Source organism: Candidatus Merdisoma sp. JLR.KK006 (genome assembly GCF_036941035.1).
GTDB lineage: Bacteria > Bacillota > Clostridia > Lachnospirales > Lachnospiraceae > Laedolimicola.
Map to the genome: position 1 here is coordinate 19033 of NZ_JAYMNS010000011.1, position 17362 is coordinate 36394.

Below are 17362 nucleotides of genomic sequence, written 5' to 3' on the forward strand. Positions count from 1 at the left end.
GGCAAGCGCTTATATATGCTCCAAATCCATTTCGAAAACCAGGTCCATATCCTTAATCTTTCCGTAATCTGTCATATTGGTAGGTATGTACCCTACATAGCGATAACCTTTTGCTGCATAGTGATTGATAATACTTCTATGCTCTTCGGATTTCGCACCGCAGAACTTACCGATATGGACATTCACATACTCATATTTTTTCATCCTGTCTCCTTTAAATACCAATCGAAAGATTTTTCTTTTCCTCCGGCCAGTCGCATTTATCCCTTACCGGGCAGGAAAAACAGTTCCGTGACAGCTTGTCTCCTTTATAAAACAGCCCTGACAAGCTCTTTTCCTGCTGCTTTGTCCGGTGGCTTTGTATAAGCTCCAATACCTGCTCCCGCTCTGATTCTTCAAAACCGCAGTCCCTCAAAATTCCCTCCGCAATCCGGACACTTGCCTGCTCGTGGGGAATTCCCTCCTCATATTGGCGGAAACGGCCGATATCATGGAGAAGCCCTGCCGCATAGATGATTTCTTTTTTTGCAGGGATGCCGGCTTCCAGCGCCAGAATCCAGGTAATACGGGCCACATCCAGAAAATGTTCCGGCGTATGGCGGCAAAATTCCCGTTTTTCTTCCCATGCATTCAGCTTCTTCAGACAGCTTTGATAGGTTTCATGGCGCCAGATGGCATCTATCCGCTTCATGACTGACGCACCAGTGCCAGAAAACGTTCCTGAAGCTTGGCATTATCCTGAAATACACCTGTGGTTACCAGTGTCACGGTCTTGCTTCCCGGCTTTTTGATTCCCCGCATTGTCATGCAAGTGTGCTCTGCCTCCAGCATCACAATTACACCCTTGGGACTTAGGCTTTCCTCCAGAGCTTTTGCAATCTGAGCCGTCATTTTTTCCTGTATCTGCGGTCTTCTGGCAAACACATCCACGGTCCGGGCCAGCTTGCTCAGGCCCACTACCTTGCCATTTGGCAGATAACCGATATGAGCCTTTCCGTAAAAGGGCAGCAGATGGTGTTCACAGGTTGAATAAAAGGTAATGTCTTTCTCCACTACCATATCATTTCCTTCGGCCGTAAACTGCTTTTTCAAATGCACCGCCGGATCCTCATACAGGCCTCCGTAGATCTCTGCGCACATCCGTGCGATTCGATCGGGAGTCTCCAAGAGCCCCTCACGGTTCACATCCTCGCCGATTCCCTCAAGCATCAGCCTAACGCCAGCTTTTATCTTCTCGTAATCCATCATAAAAAACAGTCCTCCTTTCACCGCCCCCTCTTTCCGGGCAGTAAGGTATACCATAAAATGTTACTTTTGGAGACTGCTTTTCCATACAAAAAGCACCTCCATAATGTGGCAGAACATATGACGAAATATCCCTTCACAATATGAGATGCGATCTTATATTGCTGCAACGGGTGCGGTAATCATATCGTAAGACTGGTACATGAACCAACTTTTCGTTTCGACGGCAACTCCCCATCCGCTGAACACTTGACGCATGAAAACCTATTTTGCATATTATTCTTTATTTTTGTTAACAAATAGCCCTCAGCTGGCAAAATTTTGTATCTGCCAGCTGAGGGTATTATATCACAGGATACATAAAAGATCTATACCTTAATGAGCAAAATCCCCCGGCTCCAAAAGAGCTTACACTACACATTTTTCTCCCGAAATTCCTTAGACAACAAGAACAGGCCAAATAATATCCCATCAAGCAGTATTGTCGCAGGCAACATTTCCCAGGTTACCTGCTGATTCTCCATCACCTCCACGGAATAATTGTTGGCAATTACCAGAGACAGGTTGTTATTCAGAAAATGCAGAATCACAGGAACCCAGATATTGTTTGTTTTCAGATAAGCCCAGGCAAAAAAGATTCCAAGGGTTACGCAGGTAACAATCTGGGTCATCAGCATAATCAGCCCCTTATCCGGTGTGGTGTAGTAGAAAAAGTCTAGGAACACATGCCACACACCCCAGGCCGCACCCAGAATCAGCACGCCCTTTCGCATACCGAACCGCTTCTGAAGCAAGGGCTGCAGATAATAACGCCAGCCATATTCCTCTCCGAAAAATGCCGCAAAAGCAAGGAAAAAGTTCACCGGCGTAAAGAGAAGATAAGCCCAGGCTGAGGGATTTTGCAGGATCTCCAGCATCGTCCCTGCCTCCCCTCCCATGGCATAGGCAATGGCTGCACGGCCAAAATAAAGTACAAGAAATAGTAAAACACAAAATACCGAAACTCTCCATTGCTTCCATCCCAGCCCATAGGCGGCTCTTTTCTTTTTCCCGGCTATTAACAGCAGAATCCATAAGAGAATGCTGCCCCCTATCATTACATACTGAGAAAGGATTGCCCACATGGAGATTGACTGTCCGTTCAGGGAAATCGTCTTTCCCGGAAGTGCTACGGACAAGAGGGAAAAAACTGCCATTGACAATGTCACCAGTAAAAAGCCTATATAAAAGCCTTTCGGCAAAAGACCTTCTTTCCACTCCGTTATCAGATAAGCAAGTATCACTCCTGCCGCCGGATAAAACATCTGGGCACTTGGAAATATGCTCATCTCCACCGGTATGGTGCTTCCATACCAGGTTAGAATCCCCATCACATAGGTTACTCCATAGGCAACCAGAAGAAAAATGAGAAGCTGTCTCTTGGTTTTCGTTGTTTCAGTCATTTCATACCACTTCTTTCTGTTCAGTAATTTCACTTTTATAAAATAATATTATCACTTACTCCCTTTCGAAAGGTATAAAATGCCTGAATAGTCTGTTTTACTGCCTGAATGGTTTTTATCATCCAGGCGGATATGCTGACATGTCCATACGACTCTATCTTAGGATTCAGGAATCCGAAAACAAGGTCTCAAGCTTCTGTCTCATATTTCTGGAAAACGGGCATCGTTCGCCGTTTTTCAGTACGACCTCCCTGGTTTTCAGATTTACCTGGGCAATCTGAGCCCCTCGGACAAGATATGCCCTGTGTACACGGATAAAGCGCTCTCCCAGCCGTTCCTCCAGCTCCTGCATGCTTCCGATAAAATCAAGGCGTTCCTGCATGGCATGAAGCTCGATCCGGTGCGTCCGCCCGGCGGTAGCAAAATATAAAATCTCATCCAATGGAATATGGCGAATCACATCCAGGGTCTTTACGGTAAAATACTCCTGCTGCTCTCCCCGATCCCGTTTCACACGTTCCGCAACCACTTTCAGGCATCGGGAAAGCCCCGCCTGCATCTGTTCCCCATCCTGCTTGCAGATGTAATCCAACGCCTCCAGATGATAGCGGAACGTCTCAAAGGCCAGATCCCGAAAGGCCGTCACATAGATCAGAAAACCTCTGGAATCTATTTTTCGAATCTCCTGCCCCAGACGAAAGCCATCCATGGACGCTCCCTTTAATTCCACATCCAAAAAATAGATTCCCTGACGCCGTTCATCCTCAAGCCGCTCCAAAAGCTCCTCCGGGCTGCCGGTGCACAATGCAATCTCCATATCACAATTTTCAATAAGAATCTGCTTTTCCAGCCAAATCCGCTCGGCATTTCGAATCGGTTCCTCATCCTCGCATATATAAATAGGCAGCATGGAATCCTCCTAATACAATTACAGTTATAAAGCAGCCTGTGTGACATCCCAAAACTGGTTATATTTTAATCACGTCTCCTGTATTTTCAATTCCTGCACAAAGAAGCCGTCCTGTATGGCTGTAAAGGGAAATACAAAGTCATATTTCCCCAGAATTTTACGATAGCTTTCCAGGCCAATTCCACGGCCCACCCCCTTGGTGGTATATCCCTCTGTTCCCAAGCTTTGAAAATCCACCGTCCCATACAAGGTATTTTTTACCCGAAAAGTGGTACATCCATTCTGGCTGCTGATCATCAGGTGAATCCTGGCATCCTTTTTTCCCCGGACCTCGTCCACCGCATTGTCCATCAGAATGCCAAGACATCTTAAGAGATCCGTGCTGCGCATTCGAGTGCCCTCAAAGGGCCGAAGTACCTCCAGCTCACAGCGAATCTCTTCTTTCTGCATCTGGCCCAGCTTCTCCAAAAGCAGCCCCTTTACCTCTACCATATGTATATTGGCAAGCTGATTCAAAAGCCGGACCTGGTCACCTACCTGCCGATCAAAATCCTCTGTCATTTCCTGAATAAAGGCTTGAACCGCCTCCAAATCTCCCTCCTTTGCCTGAAGATACATCCCTGCCATCATATTTTTAAAATCATGGCGAAATCCTCGAAGCTCCGACTGAATCTGCTCCATCTTTTCTATGTACACCGTCTGCTGCCTGATGCTTAGCTGCTGTGCCGCAATATATTGCTTCTGCTGCCAGTCCCGCCCCACATAGACAAAAATCATGTGGATCACTAAAAGCAGGGACACCGGAAGCAGCAGAGACACCCATCCGGTTTTCTCATTGTCAGTCACTGCATCAAGCATAAAATGCAGGATAGGGTAAAATACAAGCAAAGCCAAAATTCCTTTGTTTTTCTCCTCCTGTTCCATCCACTGCCTGTAAATCTTCCACGCTCCGGATTTATAAATCACCAGGCCGCAAAGGAGCAGACAGGCCGGAGTTATGACAAAGAACCAGAAGAGATAGCTCCGGCGTTCGCTGGCTATGGACAGATTATAAACTTTCCCATAGGCATATAGCTCCGCAAGAATTTCTCCATAGGAATATAACATCTCACTCATCAAGACGGCAAGACCGCATTCCCGCAGAGGCACCCGATATAAAATCCGCAGAAGCAAAACCTCACTTGCCATCACACAGTAAACCCATATTAAGGCACCGGTGCCATATATCCACTGCCATGCACCTATTCGAAAGGAGATTGCCCCCAGAATCGCCATTATCAATGCCAAAAGCAAGGCGAGTAATAAGCTTTTTGCCCTATAACTCCCGCCCAGTCTCGGAATCCGGCCCAGAAGCATTCGGGACATCCACAAAAGAAATATAAAATATATTATTAATTCAATAAAATTTGCACTGACAATCTGCCCAAAGCTCATAACCGCTACCTTTTATGCTTCTAGCCCTTTCATAGTAAGGGCAATCCGCTTTTTCTGCAGATCCACACTCATAACCTTTACCTCTACCACATCCCCCACGCTTAAAACCTCAAGGGGATGCTTGATAAACTTCTTATCGGTTATCTGGGAAATGTGCACCAGGCCGTTCTGGTGAACGCCAATATCCACAAAGACGCCGAAATCAATCACATTGCGAACGGTTCCCTTAAGAATCATGCCGGGAGTCAAATCTTTCATTTCCAGCACATCTGTGCGCAGAATGGGCCTGGGCATCTCATCCCTGGGATCACGTGCCGGCTTCTCCAGCTCCTTTACAATATCCTTCAGGGTAATCTCACCTATTCCCAGACTGTCGGACAGTTTCTTTACATCCTTTACCCGTTGCGACAGACCTGCCAGTCCTCCCTTTCTCAGATCCTCTCCGCTGTATCCCATGGAAGCAAGCAGCTTTTCCGCCGCCTCATAGGATTCCGGATGCACACTGGTGGCATCTAAGGGATTGGTTCCTCCGGTAATACGCATAAAGCCCGCACACTGCTCATAAGCTTTCGGGCCCAGCTTGGCTACTTTCAAAAGCTGGCGGCGATCCGAAAAACGGCCGTTGGCCTCACGGTAGAGCACAATATTTTTCGCCAAAGTCTTGCTGATACCGGAAATGTATTCCAACAGGGATGCGGAGGCGGTATTCAGATCTACCCCTACCTTATTTACACAATCCTCCACTACGCCTGCCAGGGCTTCACTGAGTTTCTTCTGGTTCATATCATGCTGATACTGTCCCACGCCGATGGACTTAGGATCGATCTTTACCAGCTCCGCCAGGGGATCCTGGAGACGCCTTGCTATGGAAGCGGCACTTCGCTGCCCCACGTCAAAGTTAGGAAATTCCTCCGTGGCCAGCTTGCTTGCCGAATAGACGGATGCTCCAGCCTCGTTGACAATCACATACTGCACTTTTACGGGCAGCTCCTTTAGAAGATCTACAATCACCATCTCCGATTCCCGGGAAGCCGTACCGTTTCCCACGGAAATCAGCGTAATATGATACTTGGAAATAAGCTTTTTCAGGACTGCTTTTGCTTCGGCCACCTTGTTCTGGGGAGCCGTAGGATAAATGACTACCGTATCCAGCACCTTTCCCGTGGCGTCTACTACCGCAAGCTTACACCCGGTACGGAAAGCCGGGTCCCAGCCAAGAACTACCTGCCCTACAATGGGAGGCTGCATCAAAAGCTGCTCCAGGTTTTTTCCAAATACCTTGATAGCTCCGTCCTCGGCCTTTTCCGTCAATTCGTTTCGAATCTCACGCTCAATAGCCGGGGCAATGAGACGCTTATAGCTGTCCTCAATCACCTCTTTCAGCACTGAGCTTGTGTACGGATTGTCTCTTACAATCACTTTCTTTTCCAGATAACGCAGAATGCATTCTTCAGGGGCTTCAAGCTTAACGGTCAGAATCCTTTCCGCTTCTCCACGATTCAATGCCAAAATCCGGTGGCCTGCCAGCTTTTTCACAGGCTCCTCAAAGTTATAGTACATCTCATAGACGCTCTCGGTCTTCTCATCCTTAGCAGCGGAAGTCAATTTTCCCTCATCAAAAGTCAGTTTTCGAATATAGATCCGGTAATCTGCTTCATCAGAAATAGCCTCTGCCAGAATATCCCCGGCTCCCTGGATGGCTTCCTCCAGGGTCAAGACTCCCTTTTCCTCCGATACATAGGCTGCCGCATCCTCGGTAAGAGGGCGTTTTGTCATCTGGAGACGGATAAGATCTGCCAACCCCTCCAGGCCCTTTTCTTTCGCAATGGTCGCACGGGTACGCCGCTTGGGGCGGTAGGGACGGTACAGGTCATCCACTACAACCATTGTCTCCGCCGCTAAAATCTGGCTCTCCAGCTCTTCCGTCAGCTTTCCCTGCTCCCGAATGCTTCCAAGAACCTGTTCTTTCTTCTCTTCCAGATTCCGGAGATAGGTTAGACGCTCATTGAGGTTCCTAAGAACTTCATCATTCAGTGAGCCTGTGGCTTCCTTTCGATAGCGGGAGATAAAGGGAATGGTATTGCCCTCATCAATCAGTTTCACGGCCGCCTCCGTCTGCCACCGCTGCACGCCCAGTTCTTCTGTCAGTTTTTTCAAAATGTCCATATATAAACTCCTTTGTCCCCTGTTGGAGGGTTTTTTCTCAGTATTCCTATTATAAACAAAACTGGAAGCCTCCGCAAGAAGCATTTGTTTTTCCCGGATGGCTGTGATATGATAAAGAAAGATCCTATTTCGTGGGATCCAGGAGGTTTACCATGGAACAATTACAACAGACAAAACGAAATCCTATGGCAAGTGCGGCCCTGATGCTGGGGTTATTCGCCATTGGTCTTGCTTTTATCATACCGGTCTACGGACTTTTTTGCGGATGCTTAAGTATTCTTTTTGCCAACCTTTCCAGAGGAAGCGGACTGAAAATGCCGGATAAAGCCCTGGCCGGTCTTATTACCTCCATCTTTGCCATTGTGATTGCGCTGCTTCTGTCTGTGGCCGCTTTGTATCTGCAACAGTTTCTGGCTCAGAGATTCGGTGCGGAAGCTCTGCAGGATCCTGCAAATCTGCAGAAAATATTAGACGAGTTCATGCGCAGTTATATGAATGAATTTCAGACTGGAGGAAACGGATTATGACTATTCCATCCCGAGAATTAAAGCGAAGAGCCCGCTCCGTACTGGAGGGAAAATATTTCTTTGCCGCCAACACCGCCTGTACCCTGATGCTGTATTCCTTTTTCGTCACTTTGATTCTGCAGTACAGCGGCCTGGCTGCCTCTGAAAAGCCTATGGGGATTGTTTTTTACTATACGTTGTGGATCATTATGGCTCTTTTAGGCTCTTTGCTGGAGGTGGGGCTTATCCGTTATGTCTATCTTTTGAGCAGAAAAGAAAAGACACCTCACTCACCTGCTCTTTTTTATGCTTATCGCAATCAGCCGGATACGTTTATCCTGGTTTACGCTTTTCGATATCTTGTGGCTCTGGTCTGGTTTATCCCGGCCATATGGGAGGTTCGAAAGCTTCCCTTGAACCTGGAGCCTCTTGCATTAATACGGGCTCTTTTTCCGATTATTCTGCTGGTCCTGGCAGCAATTCTTCCGGCCTTACTGGTATCACTGCCCTACGGTCTTGCCTGCTATGTTCTGCTGGATCAGCCTTACTGCCTGGCACATGAGGCTTTGGGAACCAGCCGCCGGCTTATGAAAGGCAATTATATGCGCCTGTTCCGGCTTTGGCTCAGTTTTCTTCCTTTTATTCTTCTGATTATCGGAACCTCCGGTGTGGCGATTTTATGGGTGAAGCCTTACTTCCATACCACTATGAGCCAGTTCTATATGGAGATCAGCCATCAGAAACTTCCGGAGGAACCACAGATTTCCATTGTTGTGTAGCCAAAAGGCCTGCCGCAGATTTTTACTTCTGCGGCAAGCCTTTCTTTATGTTCCTTATCCTATTTTTAGGGAGCTTTCTTTTATTCTTCCAGTCCAAAAGCATCATGAACCGCATTTGCCGCACGCTCCGCATCTCTTTCATGAATCAGAACGGTCACACGAATCTCAGAGGTGGAGATCATGTTGATGTTGATATTCTGATTATAAAGAGCCTCGAACATCTTTGCCGCCACACCGGGATTGGACATCATGCCTGCGCCTACGATGGATACTTTTGCCACCTCCTTGTTGCAGGAAATGCTCTTGCCGCCGACTCGGCTTAAATTAGCCTCCAGAATCTTCACTGCCGTATCCGCCTCGTCTCTGGATACGGTAAAGGAAATGTCCTTGCTGTTCTCACGTCCGATGGACTGCAGGATTACGTCCACATTGATATTTTCCTTTGCCAGCATATTAAACAGCTTAAATGCCATACCCGGCTGATCCTTTAATCCGATTACTGAAATTCTGGCCGTATTTTTATCCAGTGCCACTCCACTGATTAACATTCTCTCCACGTTTGTCTCCTCCTTAACAATTGTCCCTTCGTGATCATTCAGACTGGAACGTACCACAAGCTGTACGCCGTATTTTTTTGCCATTTCCACTGACCGATTATGAAGCACGCCTGCTCCCAGAGTTGCTAGATCCAGCATCTCGTCATAAGTGATCTCCTCCAGCTTCCGGGCCTTGGGCACATATCTTGGATCTGCGGTGTAAACACCGTCCACATCCGTATAAATCTCACAAGCATCTGCATGCAGAACCGCCGCAAGAGCTACTGCTGTGGTATCGGAACCGCCCCTGCCCAAAGTGGTATAATTGTCGTATTTGTTCACTCCCTGGAAACCAGTAACGATAACGATCCTCCGATGCTCCAGTTCGTGCATAATCCGATCCGTATCAATGCGCTTTAATCTGGCATTTCCATGGGTTCGGGTAGTATGCATAGCTACCTGAAAGGCATTCAGGGACACTGCCGGCACATCCATTGTATCAAAAGCCATTGCCATCAGTGCTGTAGATACTTGTTCACCTGTAGTAAGCAGCATATCAAGCTCTCTCTTGGGTGGGTTCGGATTGATGGTCTGGGCCAGGGCAATCAGTTCATCTGTGGACTTGCCCATAGCGGAAAGTACTACAATAATGTCATTTCCCTTTCTGTACTCCTCGGCGCACCGTCTGGCCACATTGAAAATTCTCTCCTTGTCGCCTACGGAGGTGCCTCCAAATTTTTTCACTATCAGCATTGCTTTTTCTCCTCGTTTTTATATTTATCAGTTTGGCTTTGTGACCTTTTTAATATAAACTTTTGCTCACATCCTTGCTGTTTTTCAGGATATCTCAAAGCTTTTCTTATGCTTCGAACAATTTCTCTATCAATTCATATCCATGCTCTACAACAATTCCGCTCTCCTTAGCCTCTCTTTCATTATATGCCCCAATCCTGCGAAGCTCCTTTTCGCTGTCATACAAAAGATAGGGAACGGGATCGCTGGTGTGGGTCCGCACTCGAATGGGCGTGGGGTGATCCGGAAGCACCAAAAGGCGATAGGGCTCTTTTGCCTGGTCAAGCGCTTCCCGAACAATTCGTATTACCCGCTCATCCAGATATTCAATTGCCTGAATCTTCTTTTCCGTGCTGCCCTGATGCCCCATCTCGTCCGGAGCCTCCACATGAATATAGACGAAATCAAATCCATCCTTTAAAAGGGCATCTGCCGCCGCCTGAGCTTTTCCCTCATAATTGGTGTGAAGACCGCCGTTAGCTCCCTCCACGCTGATATTTGTCATTCCTGTTCCCACGGCAATTCCTTTGAGAAGATCCACTGCTGAAATCATGGCTCCCTTTTTATGGTACTTCTCTTCAAAAGAGGAAAGGGCCGGGCGGGTTCCTGCTCCCCAGAACCAGCAGGAATTAGCAGGTTTAAGTCCCTTTGCCTTTCGCTCCAGATTGATGGGATGCTTAGAGAGAATCTCATAGCTCTTCTTCTGCATGGCTCCAAGCTTTTCATCCGCCGGAAGATAATTCCCTGCTTTTTGTCCCAGCACATCGTGGGGCGGTGTCAGCTCTGCCACACTTCCTCCTGCCCAAATCAGAAGATGGCGATAGCTGGTTCCTACATAGAACTTATAAATATCATCCTCCAGTTCTTTTCGAACCGCCTCCAAAAGAATGGCCGCATCCTCCGTACTGATCTCATCAGAACTGTGATCGAGAATGATTTTATCCTCATAAGCTTCCTCATCCTCGGATAAAGTGATAAGATTGGTTCGAATGGCAATATCATCCGCTCTCATATTAACGCCTATGCTCAAAGCCTCCAAAGGAGAACGGCCGGTGTAATATTGTCTTGGATTATAACCCAAAACCGCAAGATTGGCCGTATCGCTTCCCGGCTTCATTCCCTCCGGAATGGTGCAGGCAAGGCCCACCTGTGAACGGCCTGCCAAGTCATCCATAACGGGGGTCCTGGCATATTCCAGAGGTGTTTTTCCTCCCAATGCTTCTATCGGCTCGTCTGCCATGCCGTCTCCCAGTACAATTACATATTTCATAGCTCTCTTATCCTTCCACACGGATCATATGGATGACAGCATCTGTCCTGGCTGCACGCTCCTTGTATTCCGCCTCCGTATATTCTCCTGTAATAAAGCCGAACTCTCCGGCCAGATCTGCGGAAACCACCTCAATGGGTCCGAAAATCTCTGCCATCTTAATAGCATCAGTCTTTTTATTTCCCTTTACTCTTACAAAGAAGCGGCGCTTGGCATCGCTCAGGTCCGTAAGCTCCAGCTTTTCGCTGCTCCAGAAAGTCATAATGTTTCGGTGCAGGTGCTTGGCCGCATCCACCACGTCTGCCACAACTGCGCTGGCTGTAGGCAGCTTTCCGGCTCCGCTTCCGTAGAACATTACATCGCCCAGCACATTTCCTTTGGCGAAAATGGCATTGAATACATCATTTACGCTGTAAAGGGGATGCAGCTCGTTGATAAGGAACGGAGCAACCATGGCGAAGAATCGGCCGTTCTCTTTTTTGCTGGTTGCCAGAAGCTTAATGGCACGGCCCATTTTCCTGGCATATTTGATATCCTCGGCTGTGACCTTTGTAATTCCCTCCGTATAAATATCCTCGTAATCTACCTGGCATCCACTGGCAAGAGAGGTTAGGATAGCGATCTTCCGGCAGGCATCATAGCCTTCTACATCAGCCTCCGGATTCCGCTCTGCATAACCCTTGGCCTGGGCCTCCTTTAATGCGGTGTCAAAGTCGATTCCTTCATGAGTCATTTGGCTTAAAATATAATTGGTGGTTCCATTGAGGATACCCGTAATCTCTATAATCTCATCTGCGGTCAGTGAGGAATTCAAGGGACGAATAATGGGAATTCCGCCGCCTACGCTGGCCTCAAACAGATAGTTCAGTTCCCGTTCTTTTGCAATCTCCAAAAGCTCGGCTCCATGTCTTGCTACCAGCTCCTTGTTGGAGGTACAGACACTCTTTCCTGCTTCCAGGCAACGCTTGGTAAAGGTGTATGCAGGCTCCACACCGCCCATAACCTCTACAACAATGCGGATCTCCGGATCGTTTACAATGGTTTCAAAATCGTGAACCAGCTTGGATTCTACCGGATCTCCGGGAAATTCTCTCAAATCTAAGACGTATTTGATGTTGATCTCGTCTCCTGCCCGGCGGTTGATGCTAGTCTGGTTGGTATTCAATACCTCTACTACTCCAGAGCCTACGGTTCCGTATCCCATAACTGCAATCTGTATCATTCTAGTCTACTCCTTTGCCAGTATTTTTAAATAATGAATGCCCTCCTGGCTTTCTATCTGTTCAATCATAGAGGATACATCCCTGGTGATTGGCAATAGATCTACGGTGAGGGTTAGAGACGCTACTCCATTGATGGGAATGGTCTGATGAATGGTGAGAACATTTCCTTTGTATTCAGCGATGGTCTTCAGTACCAAAGACAACAGGCCCGGCTGGTCATCCATCTGGAGGACGAAGGTGATGCTTTTCCCTTTGGAGTTGTCATGGAACGGGGATATGTCATCCTTATATTTATAGAAGGAACTGCGGCTGATCCCTACCCGCCCGGTTGCCTCCTGTACGGTCATTGCCTTTGAGGATTCCAGTAGGCGCTTGGCTTCTACTACCTTCAAAAGTACTTCCGGTACGGCTTTTTGGCTTACTACAAAATACTTGCTTTTCTCTGACATTTTTGCCTCCTAATGTCCTAAGCGCCGTTGGGTGCGTGTGTCTTTGAGACATAAATTTAAGATTTATAATTTGATTTCAGTCTTTCCCTTTGCGAACAGGCGAATTACCGTTCGTGTGCGTCTGTTGAAAACATTTGTTTTTCTCTCATGGATTCAACAGGGAAAATATTATCATAGTTTGGGGGAGATTGCAAGTGGAAATGTGGGGATTTTTTTGTGGTTTTTTATGCGGACGCCCCAGATGGGAAAATATACTTCCTGACAGGCTCCGCCCGAAGGGCTAACACGCCTGTCAGGAAGTATATTTTCCCATCTGGGGCTAGTACAACGAAAATTAAGTTATTGGCAGTTTGACTTGCCTATTTTCCTGATAGCACTACTCCCCAAGCCTCGCCGCAGCCACCGCTACGACTGCGTTTGTGAAGCAGCACTCTCAGAAAAATATTCTGTGTCAAACTATCCAAAACTTAATTTCCGGTACGGACTACTAGTATTGATATGTTGATAAAATTTTTCAAGAAAAATGCTTTGCCGCAGTTGGCGTGCCCTTTACTCTTCCTCCGGACCTATGGTGAGCCACTTTAGATAGGCGTTGATGAAAGGATCCAGGTTGCCGTCTAAGACTGCGTTGGTATTGCTGATCTCGGCGTTTGTCCGGTGATCCTTGACCATGGTGTAGGGCTGCATGACGTAGGAACGTATCTGGTTGCCCCATCCTATTTCTTTGACTTCGCCCCGGATGCCGGAGAGCTTTTCGGCATTTTTTTGCTGTTCCAGCAGGTATAGCTTGGCTTTCAGCATCTGCATGGCTTTGTCTTTGTTTTGGAATTGGGATCGCTCGTTCTGGCACTGGACTACGATGCCGGTGGGCAAGTGGGTGATCCGGATTGCCGATGAGGTTTTGTTGATATGCTGACCGCCGGCGCCGCTGGAGCGATAGGTGTCAATCCTTAAATCTTCATCTTTAATGTCCAAGTCGATCTCGTCTTCAATGTCCGGCATGACATCCAGAGATACAAAAGAAGTCTGACGCTTGCCCTGAGCATTGAAAGGGGAGATACGCACCAGTCGGTGAACGCCTTTTTCGGACTTTAGGTAACCATAGGCATTTTCTCCGTTAACCTGAAACGTGACGGATTTGATACCTGCTTCGTCTCCGTCCAGATAGTCCAGAACTTCTACAGTGAAGCCTTTGCGCTCAGCCCAGCGGGTGTACATGCGGTACAGCATTCCTGCCCAGTCGCAGCTTTCTGTGCCGCCGGCTCCTGCATTTAGCTTTAGGATGGCATTGTTTCCATCGTATTCACCAGACAGGAGGGTTTTTATTTTCATGGATTCCAATTTGTTTATGAAGGTATCCAGCTCTCCCTGAATCTCCGGGATCAGGGCGGGGTCATTTTCTTCATAGCCCATCTCAATGAGGGTTTCAATGTCCTCATATTGCTGCCGAAGACTTTCATAGTCTTCCGCTTCGTCTTTTAGATTTTTCAGCTCCCGCATTCCTCCCTGGGATTTCTCGGTGTTGTCCCAGTAGCCGGGAGCTTCCATTTCTCGTTCTAATTCTTCGATTCGCTTTGCCTTGTCAGCCAGGTCAAAGTGAATCCCTCAATTCTACTAATGGTCCCTGATAGTTGTTTAAGGTGTACTTAAACTGATCTAATTCTACCATTTTACCACCTCTTTCATTTTATGATTCTCATGGCGCTTAAGGATTTGCGCACGCTATGCTCCTGCTGCTGTCATGATTATTCAGTATAGCAAACTTGTATGATGGGTGCAAGGATTTCCGTAAGAATAGCTGCCGGCTGCTCCTTATCTCCGTTTTATAAGGTCTAATACTCCTCGGGTATAATAACTGCCGCGATGATGTAGGCCAAAAGACCGCTTCCAAAGCCTCCGATGGTCAGGATCACCCAGATAAGACGGATGATGGTAGGGTCAATATGAAAGTATTCTCCAACACCTCCGCATACTCCGCAAATCATTTTATTTGTTCTGGATTTTGTTAATCTTTTTTCGTCCACTCTGTTTTCCTCCTATCTCAAATTGCTACGCAACGGTACTAAAGGGTAAAGTCACTTCGGCACACCTGTAATGAGAGAAACTTTCATTCGAAAGGACACTCATGAAAGTTCCTCTCGTGTGCCTTTGCGACTTTACCGTCCAGCAGAAAATATTTCTTAAAACACTTGACATTTCTTAGCTGGACTAATTAAAGTTCCGTAATACCTGTTGATTGTTTATTCTACACATTTTAAGGTAATATTTCCGATTCCGCATTCCATGAAAATCTCTTTTTTTGCATCATTGTTAATTATCTTTTCACGGCCCAGCCCGGAGTAATCATCATTATTCAAGGTTATGGAACCGATTCCGCAGCTTAAGGTATAATTGTAATCTGTCTCTTTCCCCTGTACACGGATATCCAGGCTTCCTACTCCGCAATCCAGTTCAAGGTCTCCGCCTGCAAAGCTTTTTACTTCTAAAAGTCCGGTTCCCACTCCCAAAAATGCTTTTTCGGATGCATTAAGATTCCGAAGCAGCAGCTCACCGGCTCCTATCTCCAGTTCAACTTTTTGGGCCTCTATCTTTTCTATCTGACTTTGCCCTGCTCCCAGATCCAGGTCCAGCTTTTCAGCCTGAAGAGATTCCGCATAAAACTCTGTCGCTCCCAGGTCAAGCTCTATCTTCTCCAGTGTACGTTCAGGCACATAAATCTCCAAAATCAGTGAATTTTTGCGGCGTGTTCCTCTGTGATCCTCCAAAAGCAGCGTATCTCCGTCTTCTTTAATTTTAAAATAATCCTTCGCATTTTTAGCTGTAATGCGGAAGCTTTCCTCATTATGAGTGTAGATCTTTACGGAGCTTCTGTCCAAATCCAGCTTTAGCTTTTCTATGTGATCCCCTCCAAAGTTTCCTTCCTGTATATCCACATTTTCAACTGATGCTATTTCTATATCATCTATGGTTTCCAAATCGCCCCATTCGTTCATGTCATTTTTCCAGTCATCAAAGTCATCATACCAATCATCATGCAGATCTTCTATATCGTCTGCCAGATCCCAATCGTTCCAGAAGTCCCAGTGGTGATTATAATGGACCATTCTCAGGAACTGGCTGGGCCTGGCTCCCAGGCTCACACCTGCCGCAACACCTACAATTCCTAAAACTACAAATACGGATGCCACAATGAGGCAAAATTTAGTTAAAGATTTCATTTATTTGTACCTGCCTTTCGAAAGGGATAGCTGACCAGTCCTACAATTCCCCGAATCAGCCATGGTAATATTTTTACACAGCACCAGATGGTTAAGAGAGACAATACAATTCCTAACGCAAAGATAAGGCATCCTACGCCTGTCATTGCAAGCCCCACGGAGGGTATTGCAAAGATTTCGGCTATTCCGATTCCAATTAAGACAACACCCACGATCAAAACCGAGAAACCTGCAGCGGCAACCCCGATGCATGCGCCTCCAATTCCGAAGACTACGGCGGCAACGGCCGCAAGGATTGCTGCTCCAACGGGAATAATAACCGGAGCTACCAACACACAAATCAGTATAATCGCAATAAGCTTCCATGTATTTGTCTCAGATGCCCTTCCGGCATCTCTTTTGCCCGTGCCGTTTTCGCTGCTTTGCTGTTCCCTTTGCGCCTCTTCTCTGGATATCACTTCCTGTGCCGTCCGGAAGCGGGTATCCTCATAGCCCTGCTCCGAATACTCAGAAGCCGAATCGGAGAATCCAACTTTGATCTTCTGTGCCACCTGTTCCGGACTTCCCAATTCTTCAATAACCCTGGCTTCGTTTTCTGCTCCGGCATCATCGAAGTAGTCGTTGTAATACTGCAAGGCTTCTTCTCGTTCGCTGTCTGAGATATTCCATAACAGACGCTCAAGTTTTTCCATAAATTGCTTCCTATCCATTACACACCTCTCCCCGCAAATAATTTCGCAATCTTGGTGGAATATTGCTTCCACTCTGTCTTGTACAGATTCAGCTGCGCCGTTCCTGCCTCTGTAATCCGGTAATATCTGCGGTTCCTGCCTCCATACTCCATATCGTAGGTTTCCAGACAGCCATCTTTCTGCAGCCTGCGCAATACCGGATATAAGGTGGACTCGGATATCTCGATGGCCTGGCGCACATCCTGGGTGATCTTGTAGCCGTAGGTGCCCTCCGCATCGTTGGAGACTACGGCCAGTACAATTGCGTCCAGGAGTGCCGCTCCTGTGTTAAATACCATGCAACCCTCTCCTTATCCTGATTTCTTTTCCCTGACGGGCGAAGTCCGCCTGCCCTGCAAGGGCATGTATTATGGTGCATCCACAGGGTATACTTTGACGAACTATCTTCGTCTGTTCTTCGCCTGTTCCAAAAGGACATGTATCACAGATAGCTGTTAAGGTATATCCCGGCGGAAAAATCGGTTCTGCCGATGGGATATACTTTTTAATGTATCTGTGAAATATAATATTATATATTGTATAATATTATAAGATGCTTATACTATACAACGTATAATATGATGCTGTCAATAGTATTAATGGAATCTTAATAATTGGGGGGAATGTTTTGGAAGTATTTATTTTTTGGGAATCTCTCTGT

At 46.9% G+C, this 17362-nt stretch carries 18 protein-coding genes and 1 riboswitch; of the genes, 2 read left to right on the forward strand and 16 right to left on the reverse strand.

The features are described 5' to 3' along the window. Window positions 1-9: 9 nt before the first annotated feature. From VSQ61_RS10590 to VSQ61_RS10620, 7 genes are all read right to left on the reverse strand, one after another. The gene (locus VSQ61_RS10590; RefSeq protein ID WP_334344398.1) at window positions 10-204 is read right to left on the reverse strand and encodes a DUF4177 domain-containing protein; all 195 of its coding nucleotides are present in this window, start codon (window positions 202-204) and stop codon (window positions 10-12) included. A gap of 10 nt (window positions 205-214) precedes the next feature. After that, complete coding sequence (locus tag VSQ61_RS10595) at window positions 215-691, reverse strand: HD domain-containing protein (protein WP_334344399.1); 477 nt, start codon at window positions 689-691, stop codon at window positions 215-217. Further along, a complete protein-coding gene (folE, locus tag VSQ61_RS10600; RefSeq protein WP_334344400.1) occupies window positions 688-1248 on the reverse strand; it encodes a GTP cyclohydrolase I FolE in 561 nt (186 codons plus the stop codon). Before folE ends, VSQ61_RS10595 begins: the two co-directional genes overlap by 4 nt. Before the next feature lie 162 nt (window positions 1249-1410). After that, window positions 1411-1519: riboswitch (THF riboswitch) on the reverse strand. A 139-nt stretch (window positions 1520-1658) separates the two neighbouring features. Further along, window positions 1659-2687 carry a CPBP family intramembrane glutamic endopeptidase gene (locus VSQ61_RS10605; RefSeq protein WP_334344401.1) on the reverse strand — a complete coding sequence of 343 codons (1029 nt, stop codon included), beginning with the start codon at window positions 2685-2687 and terminating at the stop codon, window positions 1659-1661. A gap of 166 nt (window positions 2688-2853) precedes the next feature. After that, window positions 2854-3597, reverse strand: a complete 744-nt coding sequence (locus VSQ61_RS10610; protein ID WP_334344402.1) for a LytR/AlgR family response regulator transcription factor — start codon at window positions 3595-3597, stop codon at window positions 2854-2856. Between the two features lie 69 nt (window positions 3598-3666). Further along, a complete protein-coding gene (locus VSQ61_RS10615) occupies window positions 3667-5031 on the reverse strand; it encodes a sensor histidine kinase (RefSeq protein ID WP_334344403.1) in 1365 nt (454 codons plus the stop codon). 12 nt (window positions 5032-5043) lie between these two features. Next, window positions 5044-7197, reverse strand: coding sequence for a Tex family protein (locus tag VSQ61_RS10620; RefSeq protein WP_334344404.1), 2154 nt, complete (start codon window positions 7195-7197; stop codon window positions 5044-5046). Window positions 7198-7349: 152 nt separating this feature from the next. On the opposite strand from VSQ61_RS10620, the gene VSQ61_RS10625 reads away from it, so the two are divergent. After that, a complete protein-coding gene (locus tag VSQ61_RS10625) occupies window positions 7350-7724 on the forward strand; it encodes a hypothetical protein (protein WP_334344405.1) in 375 nt (124 codons plus the stop codon). Beyond that, the gene (locus tag VSQ61_RS10630; RefSeq protein WP_334344406.1) at window positions 7721-8482 is read left to right on the forward strand and encodes a DUF975 family protein; all 762 of its coding nucleotides are present in this window, start codon (window positions 7721-7723) and stop codon (window positions 8480-8482) included. Before VSQ61_RS10625 ends, VSQ61_RS10630 begins: the two co-directional genes overlap by 4 nt. Before the next feature lie 80 nt (window positions 8483-8562). Here VSQ61_RS10630 and VSQ61_RS10635 read toward each other — a convergent pair whose 3' ends face one another. The 9 genes from VSQ61_RS10635 to VSQ61_RS10675 form a co-directional block, all read right to left on the reverse strand. Continuing rightward, entirely contained in the window at window positions 8563-9771 is a 1209-nt protein-coding gene (locus VSQ61_RS10635; protein WP_334344407.1) for an aspartate kinase, read from the reverse strand. Between the two features lie 106 nt (window positions 9772-9877). Then, window positions 9878-11080, reverse strand: a complete 1203-nt coding sequence (locus VSQ61_RS10640) for a cofactor-independent phosphoglycerate mutase (protein ID WP_334344408.1) — start codon at window positions 11078-11080, stop codon at window positions 9878-9880. A gap of 7 nt (window positions 11081-11087) precedes the next feature. Continuing rightward, window positions 11088-12302: a homoserine dehydrogenase gene (locus tag VSQ61_RS10645; protein ID WP_334344409.1), complete on the reverse strand. Its 1215-nt coding sequence runs from the start codon at window positions 12300-12302 to the stop codon at window positions 11088-11090. 6 nt (window positions 12303-12308) lie between these two features. Next, a complete protein-coding gene (locus VSQ61_RS10650; RefSeq protein WP_334344410.1) occupies window positions 12309-12752 on the reverse strand; it encodes an ACT domain-containing protein in 444 nt (147 codons plus the stop codon). 549 nt (window positions 12753-13301) lie between these two features. Then, a protein-coding gene (gene prfB, locus VSQ61_RS10655) for a peptide chain release factor 2 (RefSeq protein WP_334344411.1) occupies window positions 13302-14421 on the reverse strand; the annotation gives its coding sequence in 2 pieces (ribosomal slippage) (window positions 13302-14345 and window positions 14347-14421; 1119 coding nt in all). 163 nt (window positions 14422-14584) lie between these two features. After that, window positions 14585-14776 (reverse strand): PspC domain-containing protein, encoded by a 192-nt coding sequence (locus tag VSQ61_RS10660; RefSeq protein ID WP_334344412.1) that lies wholly within the window; start codon window positions 14774-14776, stop codon window positions 14585-14587. A gap of 216 nt (window positions 14777-14992) precedes the next feature. Beyond that, a complete protein-coding gene (locus tag VSQ61_RS10665) occupies window positions 14993-15970 on the reverse strand; it encodes a DUF4097 family beta strand repeat-containing protein (RefSeq protein WP_334344413.1) in 978 nt (325 codons plus the stop codon). Continuing rightward, window positions 15967-16662 carry a DUF1700 domain-containing protein gene (locus VSQ61_RS10670; RefSeq protein WP_502877032.1) on the reverse strand — a complete coding sequence of 232 codons (696 nt, stop codon included), beginning with the start codon at window positions 16660-16662 and terminating at the stop codon, window positions 15967-15969. Before VSQ61_RS10670 ends, VSQ61_RS10665 begins: the two co-directional genes overlap by 4 nt. 17 nt (window positions 16663-16679) lie before the next feature. After that, window positions 16680-17000 carry a PadR family transcriptional regulator gene (locus tag VSQ61_RS10675; RefSeq protein ID WP_334344415.1) on the reverse strand — a complete coding sequence of 107 codons (321 nt, stop codon included), beginning with the start codon at window positions 16998-17000 and terminating at the stop codon, window positions 16680-16682. Window positions 17001-17362 lie beyond the last annotated feature (362 nt).